The 14,915-nt window shown below is 66.9% G+C and carries 15 protein-coding genes and 1 pseudogene; 5 read left to right on the top strand and 11 right to left on the bottom strand.

Features of this window, described 5'->3' with window-relative positions; all coding sequences use genetic code 11:
- Positions 1 to 156: 156 nt before the first annotated feature.
- The 5 genes and pseudogenes from B0E41_RS16160 to bfr form a co-directional block, all read right to left on the bottom strand.
- Positions 157 to 552: pseudogene (locus tag B0E41_RS16160) on the bottom strand (barstar family protein); the annotation flags it as partial.
- A 52-nt stretch (positions 553 to 604) separates the two neighbouring features.
- Positions 605 to 943 carry a ribonuclease domain-containing protein gene (locus B0E41_RS16155; RefSeq protein WP_143433867.1) on the bottom strand — a complete coding sequence of 113 codons (339 nt, stop codon included), beginning with the start codon at positions 941 to 943 and terminating at the stop codon, positions 605 to 607.
- A 305-nt stretch (positions 944 to 1,248) separates the two neighbouring features.
- Positions 1,249 to 3,552 carry an NADP-dependent malic enzyme gene (locus B0E41_RS16150; RefSeq protein WP_077332189.1) on the bottom strand — a complete coding sequence of 768 codons (2,304 nt, stop codon included), beginning with the start codon at positions 3,550 to 3,552 and terminating at the stop codon, positions 1,249 to 1,251.
- Positions 3,553 to 3,759: 207 nt separating this feature from the next.
- Positions 3,760 to 3,984 carry a (2Fe-2S)-binding protein gene (locus B0E41_RS16145; RefSeq protein WP_077332188.1) on the bottom strand — a complete coding sequence of 75 codons (225 nt, stop codon included), beginning with the start codon at positions 3,982 to 3,984 and terminating at the stop codon, positions 3,760 to 3,762.
- Between the two features lie 98 nt (positions 3,985 to 4,082).
- Positions 4,083 to 4,559: a bacterioferritin gene (gene bfr, locus B0E41_RS16140; RefSeq protein WP_077332187.1), complete on the bottom strand. Its 477-nt coding sequence runs from the start codon at positions 4,557 to 4,559 to the stop codon at positions 4,083 to 4,085.
- Positions 4,560 to 4,710: 151 nt separating this feature from the next.
- Between bfr and B0E41_RS16135 the strand changes: the two genes are divergently transcribed.
- The 5 genes from B0E41_RS16135 (at position 4,711) to B0E41_RS16115 (ending at position 6,735) form a co-directional block, all read left to right on the top strand.
- Complete coding sequence (locus tag B0E41_RS16135; RefSeq protein ID WP_077332186.1) at positions 4,711 to 5,037, top strand: hypothetical protein; 327 nt, start codon at positions 4,711 to 4,713, stop codon at positions 5,035 to 5,037.
- Positions 5,034 to 5,450, top strand: coding sequence for a glyoxalase (locus B0E41_RS16130; RefSeq protein ID WP_077332185.1), 417 nt, complete (start codon positions 5,034 to 5,036; stop codon positions 5,448 to 5,450). The genes B0E41_RS16135 and B0E41_RS16130 overlap by 4 nt, the downstream gene beginning before the upstream one ends.
- Positions 5,447 to 5,656: a hypothetical protein gene (locus tag B0E41_RS16125; protein WP_077332184.1), complete on the top strand. Its 210-nt coding sequence runs from the start codon at positions 5,447 to 5,449 to the stop codon at positions 5,654 to 5,656. Before B0E41_RS16130 ends, B0E41_RS16125 begins: the two co-directional genes overlap by 4 nt.
- Positions 5,657 to 5,704: 48 nt before the next feature.
- Complete coding sequence (locus tag B0E41_RS16120) at positions 5,705 to 6,181, top strand: hypothetical protein (RefSeq protein WP_077332183.1); 477 nt, start codon at positions 5,705 to 5,707, stop codon at positions 6,179 to 6,181.
- An 80-nt stretch (positions 6,182 to 6,261) separates the two neighbouring features.
- On the top strand, positions 6,262 to 6,735 hold the full coding sequence (locus B0E41_RS16115) for a hypothetical protein (RefSeq protein WP_143433866.1): 474 nt from the start codon (positions 6,262 to 6,264) through the stop codon (positions 6,733 to 6,735).
- 32 nt (positions 6,736 to 6,767) lie between these two features.
- On the opposite strand, the gene B0E41_RS16110 is transcribed toward B0E41_RS16115, so the two are convergent.
- From B0E41_RS16110 to B0E41_RS16085, 6 genes are all read right to left on the bottom strand, one after another.
- On the bottom strand, positions 6,768 to 7,871 hold the full coding sequence (locus B0E41_RS16110) for a DUF1513 domain-containing protein (RefSeq protein ID WP_171984787.1): 1,104 nt from the start codon (positions 7,869 to 7,871) through the stop codon (positions 6,768 to 6,770).
- 235 nt (positions 7,872 to 8,106) lie between these two features.
- The gene (locus B0E41_RS16105; RefSeq protein ID WP_077332180.1) at positions 8,107 to 9,210 is read right to left on the bottom strand and encodes an imelysin family protein; all 1,104 of its coding nucleotides are present in this window, start codon (positions 9,208 to 9,210) and stop codon (positions 8,107 to 8,109) included.
- Positions 9,210 to 10,676, bottom strand: a complete 1,467-nt coding sequence (locus B0E41_RS16100) for a di-heme oxidoredictase family protein (RefSeq protein WP_216350771.1) — start codon at positions 10,674 to 10,676, stop codon at positions 9,210 to 9,212. The genes B0E41_RS16105 and B0E41_RS16100 overlap by 1 nt, the downstream gene beginning before the upstream one ends.
- A 189-nt stretch (positions 10,677 to 10,865) precedes the next feature.
- A complete protein-coding gene (locus B0E41_RS16095) occupies positions 10,866 to 12,059 on the bottom strand; it encodes an imelysin family protein (RefSeq protein ID WP_077332178.1) in 1,194 nt (397 codons plus the stop codon).
- A gap of 67 nt (positions 12,060 to 12,126) precedes the next feature.
- Positions 12,127 to 12,423, bottom strand: a complete 297-nt coding sequence (locus B0E41_RS16090; RefSeq protein ID WP_171984786.1) for a transcriptional repressor — start codon at positions 12,421 to 12,423, stop codon at positions 12,127 to 12,129.
- Between the two features lie 5 nt (positions 12,424 to 12,428).
- The coding region (locus tag B0E41_RS16085; protein ID WP_077332176.1) for a TonB-dependent receptor at positions 12,429 to 14,915 on the bottom strand (2,487 nt) is incomplete at its 5' end.

The raw sequence follows: 14,915 nt of genomic DNA, 5'->3' as shown, positions 1-14,915 counted from the left end.
TGAGCCAGTTCAGGCCGCAGCCAGCCAGTACCCGGCGTTGAACGGGCTGCTCATGCGCAGCGCCATGGGGCTCACGTCGAGCAACTTGTCGGTTGGCATGGGTTCTTCGTTCTCAACTTCGATCGGCTCTTCGCCTTTGGGAGCACGGGCCACCGAGAACGAATAGAAGCAGCGGAACGGGATCTTGCGGTCGCTCCAGTAATCGGCCGTGTCGCGGAAGATGTCGAGCAGTTGCTCGCGTGCTTCCTTGTCGAACTTGGCGTGTGCCGGGATGTGCTCCAGCACGACGATGAAACCGGTTTGCGGCCCTGACTTGTGGACCAGATCGGTCATGCAGTCATAGAGCGCATCGAAGTTCTTGCCGAAGTGTGAGGGCAGGGTGTACTGGGCCGCGATCAGTTCGAGCACGTCCTGCTTGCTCTGGGCTTTGGCCAAGTTGGCGTACAGGAAGTGGTGCCCCAGCTGATCGGCTGCGGCCTGCAGTTCTTTCACGCCATAGGCGCGAATCGACTGGACGATGTTGGTTCGTACATTACGAAGTGGCGTGTCCATCTCCGCGTCTCTTTCAAAGGTCAAAGTTAAAAATCCACTTGTTTCACCAAGGTCACTGCACAATCAGCCTGAAGCTGCTGTAGTGATCCTCGGTGTAAAAACACGCATCCGGTGTGCGGGGCTTTGGCCCTCCACACACAATTCGTCTCGCCCCCCGGTGGCTCAGCCCCGGAGAAGGCACTGTGTACTCTCTGTAGTAGCCGCGCTTCTGGCTGGGCAACTGTCGTTCGCGATTGCCGAACACCGATCCATCTTTTGTATAACGGAAAGGTCCGCCTTCACGGATCTGCTCCATCACTTCCTGGCCTTGCGGTGGCAGGCTCGACAAGGCCACGGAGGCCACCGAAGAACCGAGAAGCAAGGATGAAGATAAGCCCCTGGCCTGCACCATCTCGGTGCCAAGCGTCGCGAGCAATGCCGTCGTCAGCGCCAGACCACCCACCAGTCTGAGGCGCCATTTTTTGGCCCGGATCGAAAACAGACCCATCGCTTTCCCTGTTTCTCTGATGCCGTCACCCACCTTCAACGCCCGGCAAAATCACCAAAGAATGGGCGGATCGGGGTGGGTTAACCCTGAAATTCAAGCTGCGTAGTGTGCCTGAGGCGTCACAAAAAAGCAAGCTGATGCTGAATATTTAGGCAGGGCGTGCAGGTGATTTTGTGAAAAAAAGTTAGCGCTTGCTTTTTCTCAGAAGCTTATCGAGCAACGTTGGCTTCTGCCACGGTCAAAGCTGTCATGTTGACGATGCGGCGCACGGTGGCGCTGGCTGTGAGAATGTGCACAGGTTTTCCCACGCCGAGCAACATCGGGCCAATGGCAATGCCGCCGCCGGCTGCCGTCTTGAGCAGGTTGTAGGCGATGTTGGCGGCGTCGATGTTGGGGCAGACCAGCAGGTTGGCGTCGCCCTTGAGGGTGGAGCGCGGCATGATCGATTGGCGTGCATCTGCGTCCAGTGCCACATCTCCGTGCATCTCGCCGTCCACCTCCAGCCACGGTGCATTCGCTTGCAGGATGGCGAGCGTGTCGCGCATCTTGATGGCGCTGGGCTGGTTGCTTGAGCCAAAGTTGGAGTGGGAGAGCAGGGCGACCTTGGGCGTGATGCCAAAGCGCAGCATCTTGCGCGCGGCCATCTTGGTGATCTCCGCCAGCTGTTCGGCGGTGGGATCGTAATTGATGTGGGTGTCCACCAGGAACACCTGACGCCCTGGGAGCATGAGCGCGTTCATGGCGGCATAGCAGCTTGCACCCTCCCGTTTGCCGATCACCTGGTCGATGTACTCCAGGTGCAGAGCGGTGTTGCCCCAGGTACCGCAGATCACGCCATCCACGTCCCCCCGGCGCAGCAGCATGGAGCTGATCAGCGTGAGGCGGCGGCGCATCTCGATCTTGGCCAGCTGCTCGGTCACGCCCCGACGCTCCAGGAGCTGGTGGTAGGTCTGCCAGAGATCGCGGTAGCGGTGGTCCTGCTCGACGTTGACGACGTCGTAGTCCAGTTCCTGCTTCAGGCGCAGGCCGAACTTTTCGATGCGCTCGGCAATGATGGCCGGACGGCCAATCAGCGTGGGGCGGGCCAGGCCCTCGTCCACCACGATCTGACAGGCACGCAGCACGCGCTCTTCCTCGCCCTCGGCGTAGGCCACGCGCTTCTTCAGCGCTGTCTTGGCCGCCGCGTAGATCGGCTTCATGATCGTGCCTGACGCGAACACGAAGCTCTGCAGGCGCTGCTTGTATGCCTCCATGTCGGTGATTGGGCGCAGGGCCACACCGCTGTCGGCGGCGGCCTGCGCCACGGCCGGCGCGATCTTCATCATCAAGCGCGGGTCGAAGGGCTTGGGAATCAGGTACTCAGGGCCGAAGGCCAGCTTTTCGCCCGCATAGGCCGCAGCCACCACCTCGCTCTGCTCCGCCTGCGCCAGGTCGGCGATCGCGTGCACCGCGGCGATCTCCATCTCGTCGGTGATGGTCGATGCGCCCGCATCCAGTGCGCCGCGGAAGATGTAGGGGAAACACAGGACGTTGTTGACCTGGTTCGGGTAGTCGGTGCGACCGGTGGCCATGATGGCGTCGTCGCGCACGGCCTTCACGTCTTCGGGCGCGATCTCCGGGTTCGGGTTGGCCAGCGCGAAGATCAGCGGATTCGGCGCCATCTTGGCCACCATGTCTTTCTTCAGCACGCCGCCGGCCGAGAGGCCCAGGAACACGTCGGCACCGGCAATGGCTTCGGAGAGCGTGCGCTGCTCGGTCTTTTGCGCGAAGACGATCTTGTCTTCGTCCATCAACTCGGTGCGACCTTCGTAGACCACACCGGCCAAGTCGGTGACCCAGATGTTTTCACGGGGCAAGCCGAGCTTGACCAGCAGACCCAGGCAGGCCAGGGCGGCGGCGCCCGCGCCCGAGGTCACGAGCTTGACCGACTTGATGTCCTTGCCCACCACCTTCAGGCCGTTCAGGAACGCCGCGCCGACCACGATGGCCGTGCCGTGCTGGTCGTCGTGGAAGACCGGGATCTTCATGCGCTCGCGCAGCTTGCGCTCGACGTAAAAGCAGTCCGGCGCCTTGATGTCTTCGAGGTTGATGCCGCCGAAGGTGGGTTCGAGCGAGGCGATGATGTCGACCAGCTTGTCCGGGTCTTTCTCGTTGATCTCGATGTCGAACACGTCGATGCCCGAGAACTTCTTGAACAGCACGCCCTTGCCTTCCATCACCGGCTTGGCGGCCAACGGCCCGATGTCGCCCAGGCCCAGCACGGCGGTGCCGTTGGTGATGACCGCGACGAGATTGCCGCGGCTGGTGTACTTGAAGGCGTTATTGGGGTCGGCGACGATTTCTTCGCAAGGCGCGGCGACGCCGGGCGAGTAGGCCAGCGCCAGGTCGCGCTGGTTGATGAGCTGCTTGGTGGCCGCGATGGCCACTTTGCCAGGGGTCGGGAACTCGTGGTATTCGAGGGCGGCGCGGCGCAGTTCGGCGCGTTTGATGTCCTGGGCGTGGTCGTTGCTCATGCGGATGTCTCCTGTCGGGTCATTCTGTAATGTGAAAGACGGTTGCGCATTCTAAATCCGCGTCTGGAAAAACCCGGCAGGGTTTTGCTGAAGCTGGGTCTGTTTGCTTTTGACATTTTCAGCAGGAATCTCGATCTGGCAAGCTCGGTTTTCCACAGCAAAAGGCCGCCTCGAGGGCGGCCTTGCCAGAAATAGGTGGTGAAACCGTCAGGCTGGCGCGTGCACCGGATGCTCTGCGGGCTGTTGCCGGCTGAGATGGGCGGTGGGTTGAGAAGGGCGGCACTGCATCCACACCGCCCGGGCACTGGACTCGCATTGACCGCACTGGGTGGCCACGCCCATGTCGATCTGGATGTCGTCAAAGCTCATGCCGCAGCGCGCCGCCTGGGCGATGGCTTTGTCGTTCACTCGGCGGCAGACACAGACGATCATGGTGTGGATGGTCGGGGTTTTGGTGCACGAATGATAATTGATCTCATTCGTTTCACCGCAAACCCGCACGGATCGCGCGGTCTTGTGCCGACGGATGGTCAGCTGGGCTCGCCCATCTGGCTTTGCAGGTAGTTGGGCAGGCCCACTTTGTCGATCAACTCGAGCTGGGTTTCGAGGAAGTCGATGTGTTCTTCGGTGTCGTCGAGGATCTTCATCAGCAGGTCGCGCGAGACGAAGTCGCGCGCCGACTCGCAGTACGCCACGCCGTCTTTGATGGTGGCCTGCGCGCCGCGCTCGAGTTCGAGGTCGCTGGTGAGCATCTCTGGCACGGTCTCGCCAATGTTGAGCTTGCCCAGGTCTTGCAGGTTGGGCAGGCCGTCGAGCATGAAGATGCGGTCCATCAGCCAGTCGGCGTGCTTCATCTCGCCGATGGACTCCGAATACTCCTTCTTGGCCAGCTTGTCCAGGCCCCAGTGCTTGAGCATGCGGTAGTGCACGAAGTACTGGTTGATGGCGGTCAGCTCGTTCTTGAGCTGGGCCTGAAGGTGGCCAATGGCAGTTTGATCGCCTTTCATGGCAGGTCCTTTTCTGTGTGATGAGGGGAGCGAAAGTGCTTCATTGTCCTCATTCTCCAGTCATCCTGCAGCTTGGTTTGAAACTGCTTTTCAAATAAGAATCATTCTCATATAATGACCCTGCACTGACATTCCATTTGCGGAGAAACCCATGCACGACACCGCCTGCGACACCTGCGCAACAGACGACGAAGAGCACATCCTTCCCACGGTCGAGGCCCTCACGGCAGGCACGCTGGCATTGATGACGGGGTACGCCCAGTCCGCCAGCGACTGCCCTCACCGCGGTCTCATGGCCCGCAAGCTGGTGTCCAACCTGTTTTTCCTGTCCGAACACCCCCATGTCTCCCCGCTGATGCGGACCATGCTGGCCAACCTGCGCACGCGCTGGCAGCTGGCCGCAGAAGCCGCACCCACCGCCCGGCCGGACCGGCGGCCCTCGCCGCTGTGGCACGCCGCACCGGACCACGTGCAATGAGCGCCGCCAACGCCCTGCGGGCCACCGAGATCAAGGCCTTCGTGCCCGCCAAAAACTTTGCGCTGTCCAAGCGCTTTTTCACCGACCTGGGCTTCACCCAGCGCTCCGAAGGCGGTGGTGTCGCCTACTTCAGCGTCGATGGCTGCGCCTTCCTGCTGCAGGACTTCTACGAGCAGGCGCTGGCCGACAACCTGGTCATGCACGTGCTGGTGCCGGACGTCGCTGCATGGCGCGCCCACGTGGAGGCGCAGGACCTGGCCGAGCGCTATGGCGTGCGCCTCACGCCGATGGTGGAGCAGCCATGGGGCATCACCGAGTTCGTGCTCATCGATCCCTCGGGCGTGTGCTGGCACATCGGCCAGAACACCCCAGGTTTTCAACCGGTGGGCCGCCTGCCGGACCCGCTTTCATGACGTCGAACCCCGCCCATGTGGCCCACCCGGTCAACCTCACCATGCGCGAACGTCTGGTGCAGATCCGTGCCGAAAAGGCCCTCGGTTCCGCGCCGGCCTGGCTCGGGGCCGGCAAGCGCTGGATGGCCTTTGCGGCGCAGGGTTGCGCCTGCGGATGCGGAGACGCCCCCGACCGGCCCGCTGGCCGCCGCGCGACCCGCCGCTGACGTCGTGCCGGCCCATCCCAAGCCAGCCCGCAGAGCGAAGGTGTCCCCATGAGCATGGTCTTGCGCACACCCGATCTGCCACGCGCCGTGGCAGATTACACCGGCGTGCTGGGCTTCGAATGCCGCCAGCACATTCTGGGCGTGCTGGCGGTGGTGGTGCATGGGCCCTTGCAATTGCAGCTCTGGGCCTGCGGCGCCCGGCCCGGTCGCTGGGAGAAGCCAGATCCCCGCGACAAGGGGTTTACGCCGGGGCACCACAGCGTGGTGGTCACACGCATCCATGCGCTGTACGCCAGCCTGCGCAGCGCCACCTTGCGCGGCGTGCGCACCCACGTTGCGGGCACGCAGCCGCTGCACGCCGGCAGGCTGGACGCCGAAGGCCCCAAGCTGCAGCCCTGGGGCGCCTGGGAGTTTGCGTTCCATGACATCGATGGCCACGTGCTGCACTGCGTGGACTGGGGCCTGCACCACCACCCGGCGGGCCAGATGCTGCTGGACGACGACAGCTTGGACAACGGCGCTTGAGCCGCACACCGGCGATGCTGCCGACGGTGGTGGCGCGTCGCCGCTGATCTTGCTTTTCACCACCACAGGGAGTCCGCACCATGAACATGTCCCCGTCCCCCGAACATCCGCTGTCACTCGTGGGCCTGGTGCCACGTCACGACAACGCCGCAGTGCGCGAACTGCTGCTCGAGCACGGTGCGATGCTGCGCCAGCTGGGTGGCCTGCAGCGGCGCATGGGCGAGGTGCAGCGGGCCGAGCGAGCGCGCAACAACGAGCTGGAGGCGCAGAACCTGCGCCTGCGTGCCGAGCTGGTGGTGCTGCGCACCGGGGTGCTCTGGGGTCTGGGAGCGGGTGTCGTGGTGCGCCGGGCGCGGACGCTGGCGGGCGAGGACCAGCATGCGTTCGACCCGGCCTTGCGTGCGGCGCAGGCCGTGATCTGCCAGACCGGGTGCGTGGGGCACGCGCACCCCTGGCTGGAGGCGGACGGGCAATGCCGCCGCAGCGGCCAGGCCTGCGAACGCCCGGTGGACGAAACACACGCGCTGAGTGCGAGCGATTCGGCACCGCGCTGACACCTTGGCGGCGCTCGCGGGATCAGCTCCGCTCAGGTGAGCCAGCGTTGCCAGTGGTTGTCGAACTGCAGGTGCTGCGGCGCCTGGGGCGCGGCGGGGGCCACGCGCGGTGGTCGGTCGCCCTCGCCCACCACGAGCACGCCTTCGTCGCCGCTCGCCCACCAGGGAGCCGCCGCCGCGCCCGGCGCCGCGGCCAGGGCGTAGGCCGTCTTGTGAGCAAGGCTGTCGGACCAGCGCGCGTCCGCGCTGAACAGGGCCAGCACGTCGGCGCGCGGGCAGCTCACCACAAAACCGCCGCCAGGACGGGCGCAGATGTCGCCGCCGTAGCCGGCCAGCGCGGGCTGCGCCGTCGCGGCGCGCAGGCCCTGCCCGTCCCACACCGCCAGCACCGGCGAGTCGAACCGGGCGGCCTTGTCCGGGTGCTCGGCCTGCAGCGCGATGCCCACCGTGCGCGTCACCGGGTCCCAGGCGAGGTGCCGGATGCTGAGCCAGGGGTTGTCGAGCCGCCACTGGCCGAGCAACGCGCCGGTCTGCGGGTTCAGGGCCACCAGTGACGCGTCCATGCGGCCCAGCGCGCGCTTGGCGCGGCCGGTTTCGGGCAGGGTGGGAATGCCGCCGTTGGCCACCACCAGCGTGCCGGCCGGCCACTCACCCACGGCTTGCGGCAGCGCCAGCAGCGCGTGCGGGTCCATGCCGTGCGTGGACCACTCGGCGGTTTTCTCCAGGCTCTTCGGGTCGCGCTGGCCCAGGCAGCCCAACGCGGTGTCGAGGTCGGTTTCGGTGGTCCAGAGCTGGCGGCCGTCGGCGCTGGCCAGCACATGGCCGTTGAAGCGGCGGTCGTCCGCCGCCCAGTGCCACTGGGCCTTGCCGCTCGCCGGGTGCCAGCGCAGCAGCCAGTCGCCGGGACGGCGCGCCACCGCCAGCACACTGGCGCCCCGCTCCACCAGCAGACCGTGCGCGCGGGTGGGCACCGGCAGCGACCGCTGCACCGACCACTGCCGCGCCCCCACCTCCACCAGCCCGACGCGGTGCTCGTCCGGCGACTGCCAGGCCGCCAGCAAGGTGGTGGAACCCGAAGGTCCGGAAGGCGCCGCCCAGGCGCCTGGCAGCAGGGAGCCGCCCGCAGCGAACAGCATCATCTGACGGCGAGAAAGGCCGGCAACAGACGAGCGCGATGAGGAACTGTGTTCCGAAAAACCCCACGGCTCGCGAATAGAGCTTTGGGGCGGAAGCGCAGCGGAACCGCCCTCCAGCCAACCCAGCGACCGGCGAGCAATGTCTCCACCCGAGAACACCGCGGAACCGGCTTCGCCGGGCCGCAGGTGTTGCCCCCCTGGGGGGGTGACGCCGCAGGCGGCGCGGGGGGGCTCTCTAGTCTCCATCCGCATCCGAGAAGCCCAGCGGCACGTCCAGCGCCGCAGCTACCTCGTTCTGGTACAGCACCGTCACGGCCTTCATGCGCTGGGTCAGGGCCAGCAGCTCGCGCGCGCTGGCCTGGGGCTTGAGCGCGTCCATGCCGACGTTCACTGCGTCCAGCGCCTGGGCCCAGCGCTGGGCCAGGGCCAGTTGCCCCTTGCCCATGAGCAGCGCCTCGATGGGCACCAGCGACTGCCCGGGCTGGGGCGGCTGGGCCAGCTGCGCGGGCGTCAGGCGCGCCTGAGCGCGCAGGCTCTGCCACTGGGCGCGCCAGTCGGCCAGGTTGGTCTCGCGGGTGTGCCGGGGGAATTCGACGGCGCCGCGCCGGCCGGCGGTGCGGTGGCTTTGCAGCGGCTTCTCGATGTGCGCCCAGCGCAGGCGCTCCAGGCCGCCCAGCCACTGGTTGATCCACTCGGCAAAGGCGGTGCCCGTGTCTTCGGGCGACTCGCTCCAGTCTTTGCGGGCCAGCGTGTCCAGCGCGGTCTGCAGCTCGCGCGCCTCGACGGCGATGGCCTGCGCCGCCAGCGTGGCAAAGCGGCACTGCGCCGGGGTCAGCGCGGTGTCCTGCGCCAGCAGTTGTTCCAGCGCCGGGAAGCCCTTGGCGGGCGTGCCCACGCGGTCCATGTCGGCCAGGGTCTGCGGTGCGCGGGCCAGCGCCTGCTGCAGCAGCTGCGGGCGGGAGGGCCAGAAGTCGATCTGCCGCTGCGAGCGCCGCGCCACCAGCGGCCCCACCGCCGGGCTGGACAGCGCCTGCCAGCGCAACAGCGCCTGCTGCCACGCCGTGCGCAGCTCGGCCCGCGGGGCCTGGCCGCTGCAATGCCGCTCGCTGGTGGCGGCGAGGCCCTCGGCGTCGGTCACGAAGGCCTGCGCCAGCGGCGGCAGGTGGTGCGTGTAGATGCCTTGCAGCGCCTGTTCACCGGTGTAGTAGGGCATGGCCAGCACCGGCGTCTGCACCGACGGCGGCGTGGCGGCCGGCGCGCTAGGGCTCTGGGCCTGGGCGGCCCCGGCAGCCAGCAGCAGGCCGGTGGCGATGGCCAGGGCGAGGGGGGTGGCTTTCATCAGAGCGACTCAACAAACTTGACCAGCGCGTCGCGGTCGCGCTTCGAGAACTTGAGCACCTGCTCCTTGGCGCTCAACGCTTCGCCACCGTGCCAGAGCACGGCCTCGAGCACGCCGTTGGCGCGACCGTCGTGCAACAGGCGCTGGTGGCCGTTCACGTCCTTGAACAGGCCCACGCCCCACAGCGGCGGCGTCTTCCACTGGCTGCCGCTGGCGCGGAAATCGGGGCGGCCGTCGGCCAGCTGCGGGCCCATGTCGTGCAGCAGCAGGTCGGTGTAGGGCCAGATGCGCTGGCCGCTCACCCGGGGGCTGGTCAGGCGCGGGAACGGCGCCTCGGCGGTCACGTAGCTCGGGCGGTGGCAGGTGGCGCACTGCGCCTGCGCAAACAGCGCCTGGCCGCGCAACACCTGCGGGTCGTCGGGCTGGCGGCGCGCGGCCGGCGCCAGGGTGGCGGTGTAGAAGATCACGTGGCCGAGCGTCTCGTCGTCGATCTCGGGCACCTCGGCCGTGGCCTGCGCCGAGGGCATCAGGCCGTCGCGGCCGCTGCGCTTGCCGCCGCCGTGCGGCGCGGCCAGGCAGTCGGTTTGCGCGGCTGTGCAGGCCTCGCGCCAGTTGACGCTGCTGGTGATGCCCATGTCGCCGTTGAAGGCGCCCGCGCTCTGGTGCGCGATGCTTCCGGTGTTGGCCTTCCAGCCGAAGCGACCGATCACCTCCTTCTGCGCGAAGGCGTCCCACACCCGGTTGGGCTGGCCCTTGATGGGACCGGGTGCGGCGGCCTGGTCGCTGGCGTTGCGCAGGATCTCTTTTTCAGGGATCGCCTCGATCAGGCCCAGCCCCGCCATGTGCGGAGCGATGCGCGGGCTCACCATCACGTCCTTGGCCATGGGCCCGTAACCGAGGTCGGTGAACGTGTAGACCGGCTGGCGCAGCGAGTAGCGCGTGCCGTCGGCAAATCGCCCGCGAACCGGCGTGCTGCGGATGCGCACCGTGCCCTCGGGCTTCACGCCCTGGATGCCGGCGTTGTTGAACTGGTCGCCGTAGGTCGGCTCGGGCACCACGCCATCGTGCGGCGCGGGTGTGCCGGGCACCGAGAGGCGAAACAGCAGGGCCACGGTGTTGTCGGGCTTGGGGCCGAGGGTCTTGTTCCAGTCCGGCGGCGCGCCGCGCCCGTCCATCACGTGGCAGCCCGCGCAGGAGCGCGCGATGAAGTGCGGGCCCAGGCCGTCGCGCGCGGTGGTGGAGGCCGGGGCCTCGACCCAGTTGCGCTTGAAGAACGAGTTGCCGATGGCAAAGCGCGTGCGCTCGGCGTCGTCCAGGTTGGCCAGCGGGAAAGAAAACGCGTTCTTGCCGGTGGCGTAGACCGTGGCACTGCCCGCGGTCTTCTCACCCAGCGGATCGGGGTCGGTTTCAGCGGTGACCCGCCCATGCAGGGCGAACGCCGTCGCCCCGATGGCGATGGCCCCCATGGCTAGCGTGAACCGCGTGGCTTTGGGCAATGTGGACATGGTGAAAAAGAGAACAGGTTGAAGTAAACACGCCGCAGCGGAGGGCAGCTGACCAGAGCGCGGTGGAACCGGCTTCGCCGGGCCACTCGCGCTGCCCCCTTGAGGGGGTGACGCGCCCTTAGGCGCGGCGCGGGGGTGGGTCAATCCCGGTCAAGGTTCCACGAGCGTGAGCTTGGCGATGCCCACCGCCGAGGCGGATTCCACCAACAGCTTGGATTGCGCGACCAGGCTGGCGACCGTCTTCTCGATGGCCGGGCGGCCGGCCGAGCCCTTGGCGATGGCGCGGTCGAACGGGGCCGGAATGGCCTCGGCACCCGCGACCGACGCGGCCAGCTGGGCGGTGGTCTTCTCGGCCAGGGCCGGGTTCTTGGCGGCCACCAGGTCGCGCACGCTGGGGCCTTGCAGGGTGCTGCCGTCCAGGCGCTTGAACTGGCCCAGCCACACGTTCTGGATGCCCTTGGCGTTGTTCACCACGTCGCGGTGCGTGTTGTCGGAGAAGCACGAGTGTTCGTCTTCCTGGTCCTGCGAGTTCAGCGCCACTTCCATGCGCTCACCCGAGAGTTCACCGCGTGAGAGCGAGCCCAGGCCGACGATGATCTTGCGCACCGATTCCTTGCCGCCCTTCTCGAATTTGGCGCGGTAGTTCTTGGCGTTGGGTTCCCAGGCCTTGACCATGCCGGCCAGGTCTTCGACCAGCAGCTCGGTGGCCACCGTCAGGTACTGCGCGCGGCGCTCGGCGTTCTCGCCCTTGCCTTTGACGTAGTCCTCGAACGGGCGGTTGCCCGGGCCGGTCTCGCTCAGGTCCTGGCCCCAGAGCAGGAACTCGACCGCGTGCCAGCCGGCGCTGATGTTCTCTTCACCGCCGCGCTCGTTGGCCTTGATCAGCGCCGCTTTGGTGATCTTGAGCTTGGTGTTGTTCACGAGGCCGGCCTTGGGTTTGCCGGTCACGTAGTCCACATAGGCCTCGTCCAGCGGCCAGGCGTTGATCTGGCCCTCGGGGCCCTTGTCGTCGTCGATGGGGCCGCCGTAGAAACGGAAGGCCTCGGTCTGGCCGTAGAACTCGCGCGCGCCCAGCCAGGCCTTGCGGGCCTTGTCCAGGCCGTCGGCCGAGGGCGCGGCCACGAAGGCGGCGATGGCGGCCTGCATGTCCTTGGCGCTGGTCAGGGTGTCGGCGTAGGTGGCGTGCACCAGGGCGGCGTATTGCAGGGCCACGGCCTTGTGGTCCACGGCGCTGGCGGCCACCGCGGCGGCGGGTGTGGCGGTCTGGGCGTGGACCGACAGGGTGGTCAGCGCGGTGCTGGCGGTCAGGGCGGCGATCGCCAGGGTCAGGGCTTGCAGTTGCATGGAATTCCTCGTGAAAGTAAATGAGAACGATTCTAGTTTACGACAAGACGGTGTTTTTTGATGTGGATCAAGGATCGGGGCGGCACGCTGTCTGGATCAGATCGGCGCTCAGGCGGAACGCCGGGCCGCCGGCATCGGCGGCCTCCGTCACGACCAGGCCTTTGTGTGTGAAGCACTGCAGCACACGGTAGGTCGTGCTGAACGGCAGCGACGGGCGGCCCTGCCGCAGCGCGGCGTGGATGTCGCGCGCGGTCCTGGGCGCCGGCCCCGTCCGGGCCAGCTCGGTCAGCACCAGCATCCGGGTCTGGGTGCGCGACAGTCGGGCCGCCTGCAAGGCCGCAGCCAGCGCCAGCGGGTTCACCACGGTGATCAGAACTGGGATCGCAGGGCCAGCGAAACGTTGCGCGCTTCGCCTGCGTTCCCGGATGACCATCCGCCGCCGGCCCAGTATTTGGCGTTGAACAGGTTGTAGACGTTGCCGATCAGCGTCCAGTCGTGGCCGCCCATCTTGAGGTCGTGGGTGAAACCGACGCCGACCACCGTGCGGTCGGGAACGGTCAGGTTGTTGGCTTCGCTGGTGTACGACTGGCCAAAGTAGCGCGCGTTGCCATGCAGCTTCAGTCCCTTGACACCGGGCACCTGGTACTGCGCGTGGACGACGAACTGCCATTCCGGGGCGTAGGCCGGGTCATTGCCTTCGACCGCCGCGTTGTCGGCCGAGACCCGGTTGATGGCGCCTTCCAGGTAGATGCCGCTCAGCCCGAGGTTCAGGTGTTTGGTGAACTGGTGGGCGGCCGACAGTTCAAGGCCCTGGTAGGTCACCAGGCCGTCCTGGGTCAGGTAGCGGGCGCCGCTGCGCAGCACGTCCATCTGGTTCGCCTTTTCAATGCGGAACAGCGCGGCGGCGTAGTCAACGCCACCCGAGGCGTGCTTGACCCCAATCTCGTGCTGCTTCGAGACCGTGGCGCCCAGCACCTCGCCCGCGTTCGCGTAGAGCGCATCGACCCGTTGGCCCGGCTCCAGGCCTTCCACGTAGCTGCCATACACGCTGGTCAGCGCGTTGGGCTTGTAAATCAGGGCGAGCGTGGGGCTGGTTTTGCGCGTGGCATAGGCCGAGTCCACCGTTGGGTCGCCGTCCAGGTCTTTCAGCTTGTAGTCGGTGAAGCGCAGGCCGGCGATGGCCTGCCACTGATCGTTGATGTGCAGCGTGTCGCTGGCGAAGGCGTACAGCTGGCGGTTGTCGGCGCTCACGGGCGTCAATGTGAAATCCGGGGTGCGGGTCGTGCGGAAGGTCTGTGGCTGGTGGATGTTGCCGTTGAAGTCGTTCGACCAATACCACTCACCGCCCCAGGCGTCTTTGCTGCGTTGCAGGCCCAGGCCAGCCACCACCTCGTGTTTCACCGCGCCGGTGTTCAACTTGCCCTGCAGCATGGCCTGGGTGAACGCCGTGTCCAGCCGACCGGCGAAGTTGTACGCGTAGCCGGTGTAGTCACCTTGCTGGTTCAGCAGGTCGGCAAAGGCCTTGTTCGACTGGTGGTCCTTGCGCGAGAAACCGAGCTGGTAGGTCAGGTCCCACTGGTCGTCGATCTTCCACTTCAAGCCGGTGGACGCCAGCAGGGTTTTGGTGCGGTAGTACGCGTTGTCGACATTGAAGTCGCCGTAGCGGTAGGTGACGGCGGGCAGCTTGCCGCCGCTGCCCAGCACGTCGTAGTCGCTGAGGTAGAACTGCAGGGGTTCGGCCGTGTTCTTGCTGTCCTCTTGCAGCAGGGTGGTGAACCACTTCACCGAAGCCCCGAACTGTTTGTCGAGGGCCAGCGCGGCCACCGTGCGGTGAATGCGGCTCTCGTTGTAGGCCGTGCCTTGTTCGGTGGCGACGTTGGCGCGAACCGCGAGTTCGTTCCCGAGCTGCCGGCTCACGTCCACATGGGCCGAGAGCAGGCTCGGGTTGCGGTAGCCCAGCTCCACAGTGGTTTCGTTGTCGGGCTTGGGCCGCTTCAACTGGTAACTCAAGGCGCCGCCCGGCTCGCCAAAGCCGTACATGAAGCCCGAGAGGCCCTTGAGGGCCGTCACGCTGTCGACCACCTCGGTCGGGAAATCACCACCCCAATACAGCAGCATCGGGATGTCGTCGATGTAGCTGTTGCGCACCGGCAGCCCGCGGATCTGCGTGCCCCACCAGTCGGTCGTCGATGAAGAGGTCGGGGTGTAGACCGAGGCGTCGTTGACAAAGATCTGCCCGACGGATTTCGCCCCCCGTTCGGCGATCTCTTCGCTGCCCACCACCGTGACGGAAAACGGGGTGTCGAGCACCGACTTGTGGCCCAACGCGCCTGTGGCCGCGTGTTTGGAGAGGTACACCAGGGGCGAGCTGGGCGCGGCGGTGGCCGTGACGGTGACGGTGGGCAGGGTGGCTTCGGGTCTTGGCCTCATCGCTGCTGGAGGGTTGGTCACCGAGGTCACCGAGGTCGCCGCCACGGCGGCCTGGCGCAGCGAATAGCCGCCGCCCGGCTGGGCGAGCGCCTCCAAGCCGCTGTTCACCAGCAGCGCCGACAGGCCGGCGGCGATGGTGTGGCTGCCGCTCAGTCCGCCGGAGGTCTGTCCCTCAAGCAGGGCGGCGTCGTACGACAGGTTCACCTTGGCGGTGCGGGCAAAGCGGTCCAGCGCCGCCGCCAGCGGCCCGGCCGGCACGTTGAATGCCACCACCTCGCCGCCGGTGGGCAGCGCGGTGGGTGCGGACTGGGCGTGTGCGACCTGGGGCAGCATGGCCGAGCCCACGGCCAGCGTGAGCAGTGCGCCTTGCAGGGCGAGCGCCAGGGTGCTGGGGCGGGGGTGGCATCCGTGGCGAGGGCCTACGAG

The sequence above is a fragment of the Hydrogenophaga sp. A37 genome, from assembly GCF_002001205.1.
Lineage (GTDB): Bacteria > Pseudomonadota > Gammaproteobacteria > Burkholderiales > Burkholderiaceae_C > Hydrogenophaga.
This window is presented reverse-complemented; position numbering and strand designations above follow the sequence as displayed.

What these genes read in the sequence shown, in the direction of transcription:
- B0E41_RS16155 (WP_143433867.1), bottom strand. Translation starts at nt 943, where the DNA reads ATGGTGCAGGCCAGGGGCTTATCTTCATCCTTGCTTCTCGGTTCTTCG.
- B0E41_RS16150 (WP_077332189.1), bottom strand. Translation starts at nt 3,552, where the DNA reads ATGAGCAACGACCACGCCCAGGACATCAAACGCGCCGAACTGCGCCGC.
- B0E41_RS16145 (WP_077332188.1), bottom strand. Translation starts at nt 3,984, where the DNA reads ATGATCGTCTGTGTCTGCCGCCGAGTGAACGACAAAGCCATCGCCCAG.
- bfr (WP_077332187.1), bottom strand. Translation starts at nt 4,559, where the DNA reads ATGAAAGGCGATCAAACTGCCATTGGCCACCTTCAGGCCCAGCTCAAG.
- B0E41_RS16135 (WP_077332186.1), top strand. Translation starts at nt 4,711, where the DNA reads ATGCACGACACCGCCTGCGACACCTGCGCAACAGACGACGAAGAGCAC.
- B0E41_RS16130 (WP_077332185.1), top strand. Translation starts at nt 5,034, where the DNA reads ATGAGCGCCGCCAACGCCCTGCGGGCCACCGAGATCAAGGCCTTCGTG.
- B0E41_RS16125 (WP_077332184.1), top strand. Translation starts at nt 5,447, where the DNA reads ATGACGTCGAACCCCGCCCATGTGGCCCACCCGGTCAACCTCACCATG.
- B0E41_RS16120 (WP_077332183.1), top strand. Translation starts at nt 5,705, where the DNA reads ATGAGCATGGTCTTGCGCACACCCGATCTGCCACGCGCCGTGGCAGAT.
- B0E41_RS16115 (WP_143433866.1), top strand. Translation starts at nt 6,262, where the DNA reads ATGAACATGTCCCCGTCCCCCGAACATCCGCTGTCACTCGTGGGCCTG.
- B0E41_RS16110 (WP_171984787.1), bottom strand. Translation starts at nt 7,871, where the DNA reads ATGCTGTTCGCTGCGGGCGGCTCCCTGCTGCCAGGCGCCTGGGCGGCG.
- B0E41_RS16105 (WP_077332180.1), bottom strand. Translation starts at nt 9,210, where the DNA reads ATGAAAGCCACCCCCCTCGCCCTGGCCATCGCCACCGGCCTGCTGCTG.
- B0E41_RS16100 (WP_216350771.1), bottom strand. Translation starts at nt 10,676, where the DNA reads ATGGGGGCCATCGCCATCGGGGCGACGGCGTTCGCCCTGCATGGGCGG.
- B0E41_RS16095 (WP_077332178.1), bottom strand. Translation starts at nt 12,059, where the DNA reads ATGCAACTGCAAGCCCTGACCCTGGCGATCGCCGCCCTGACCGCCAGC.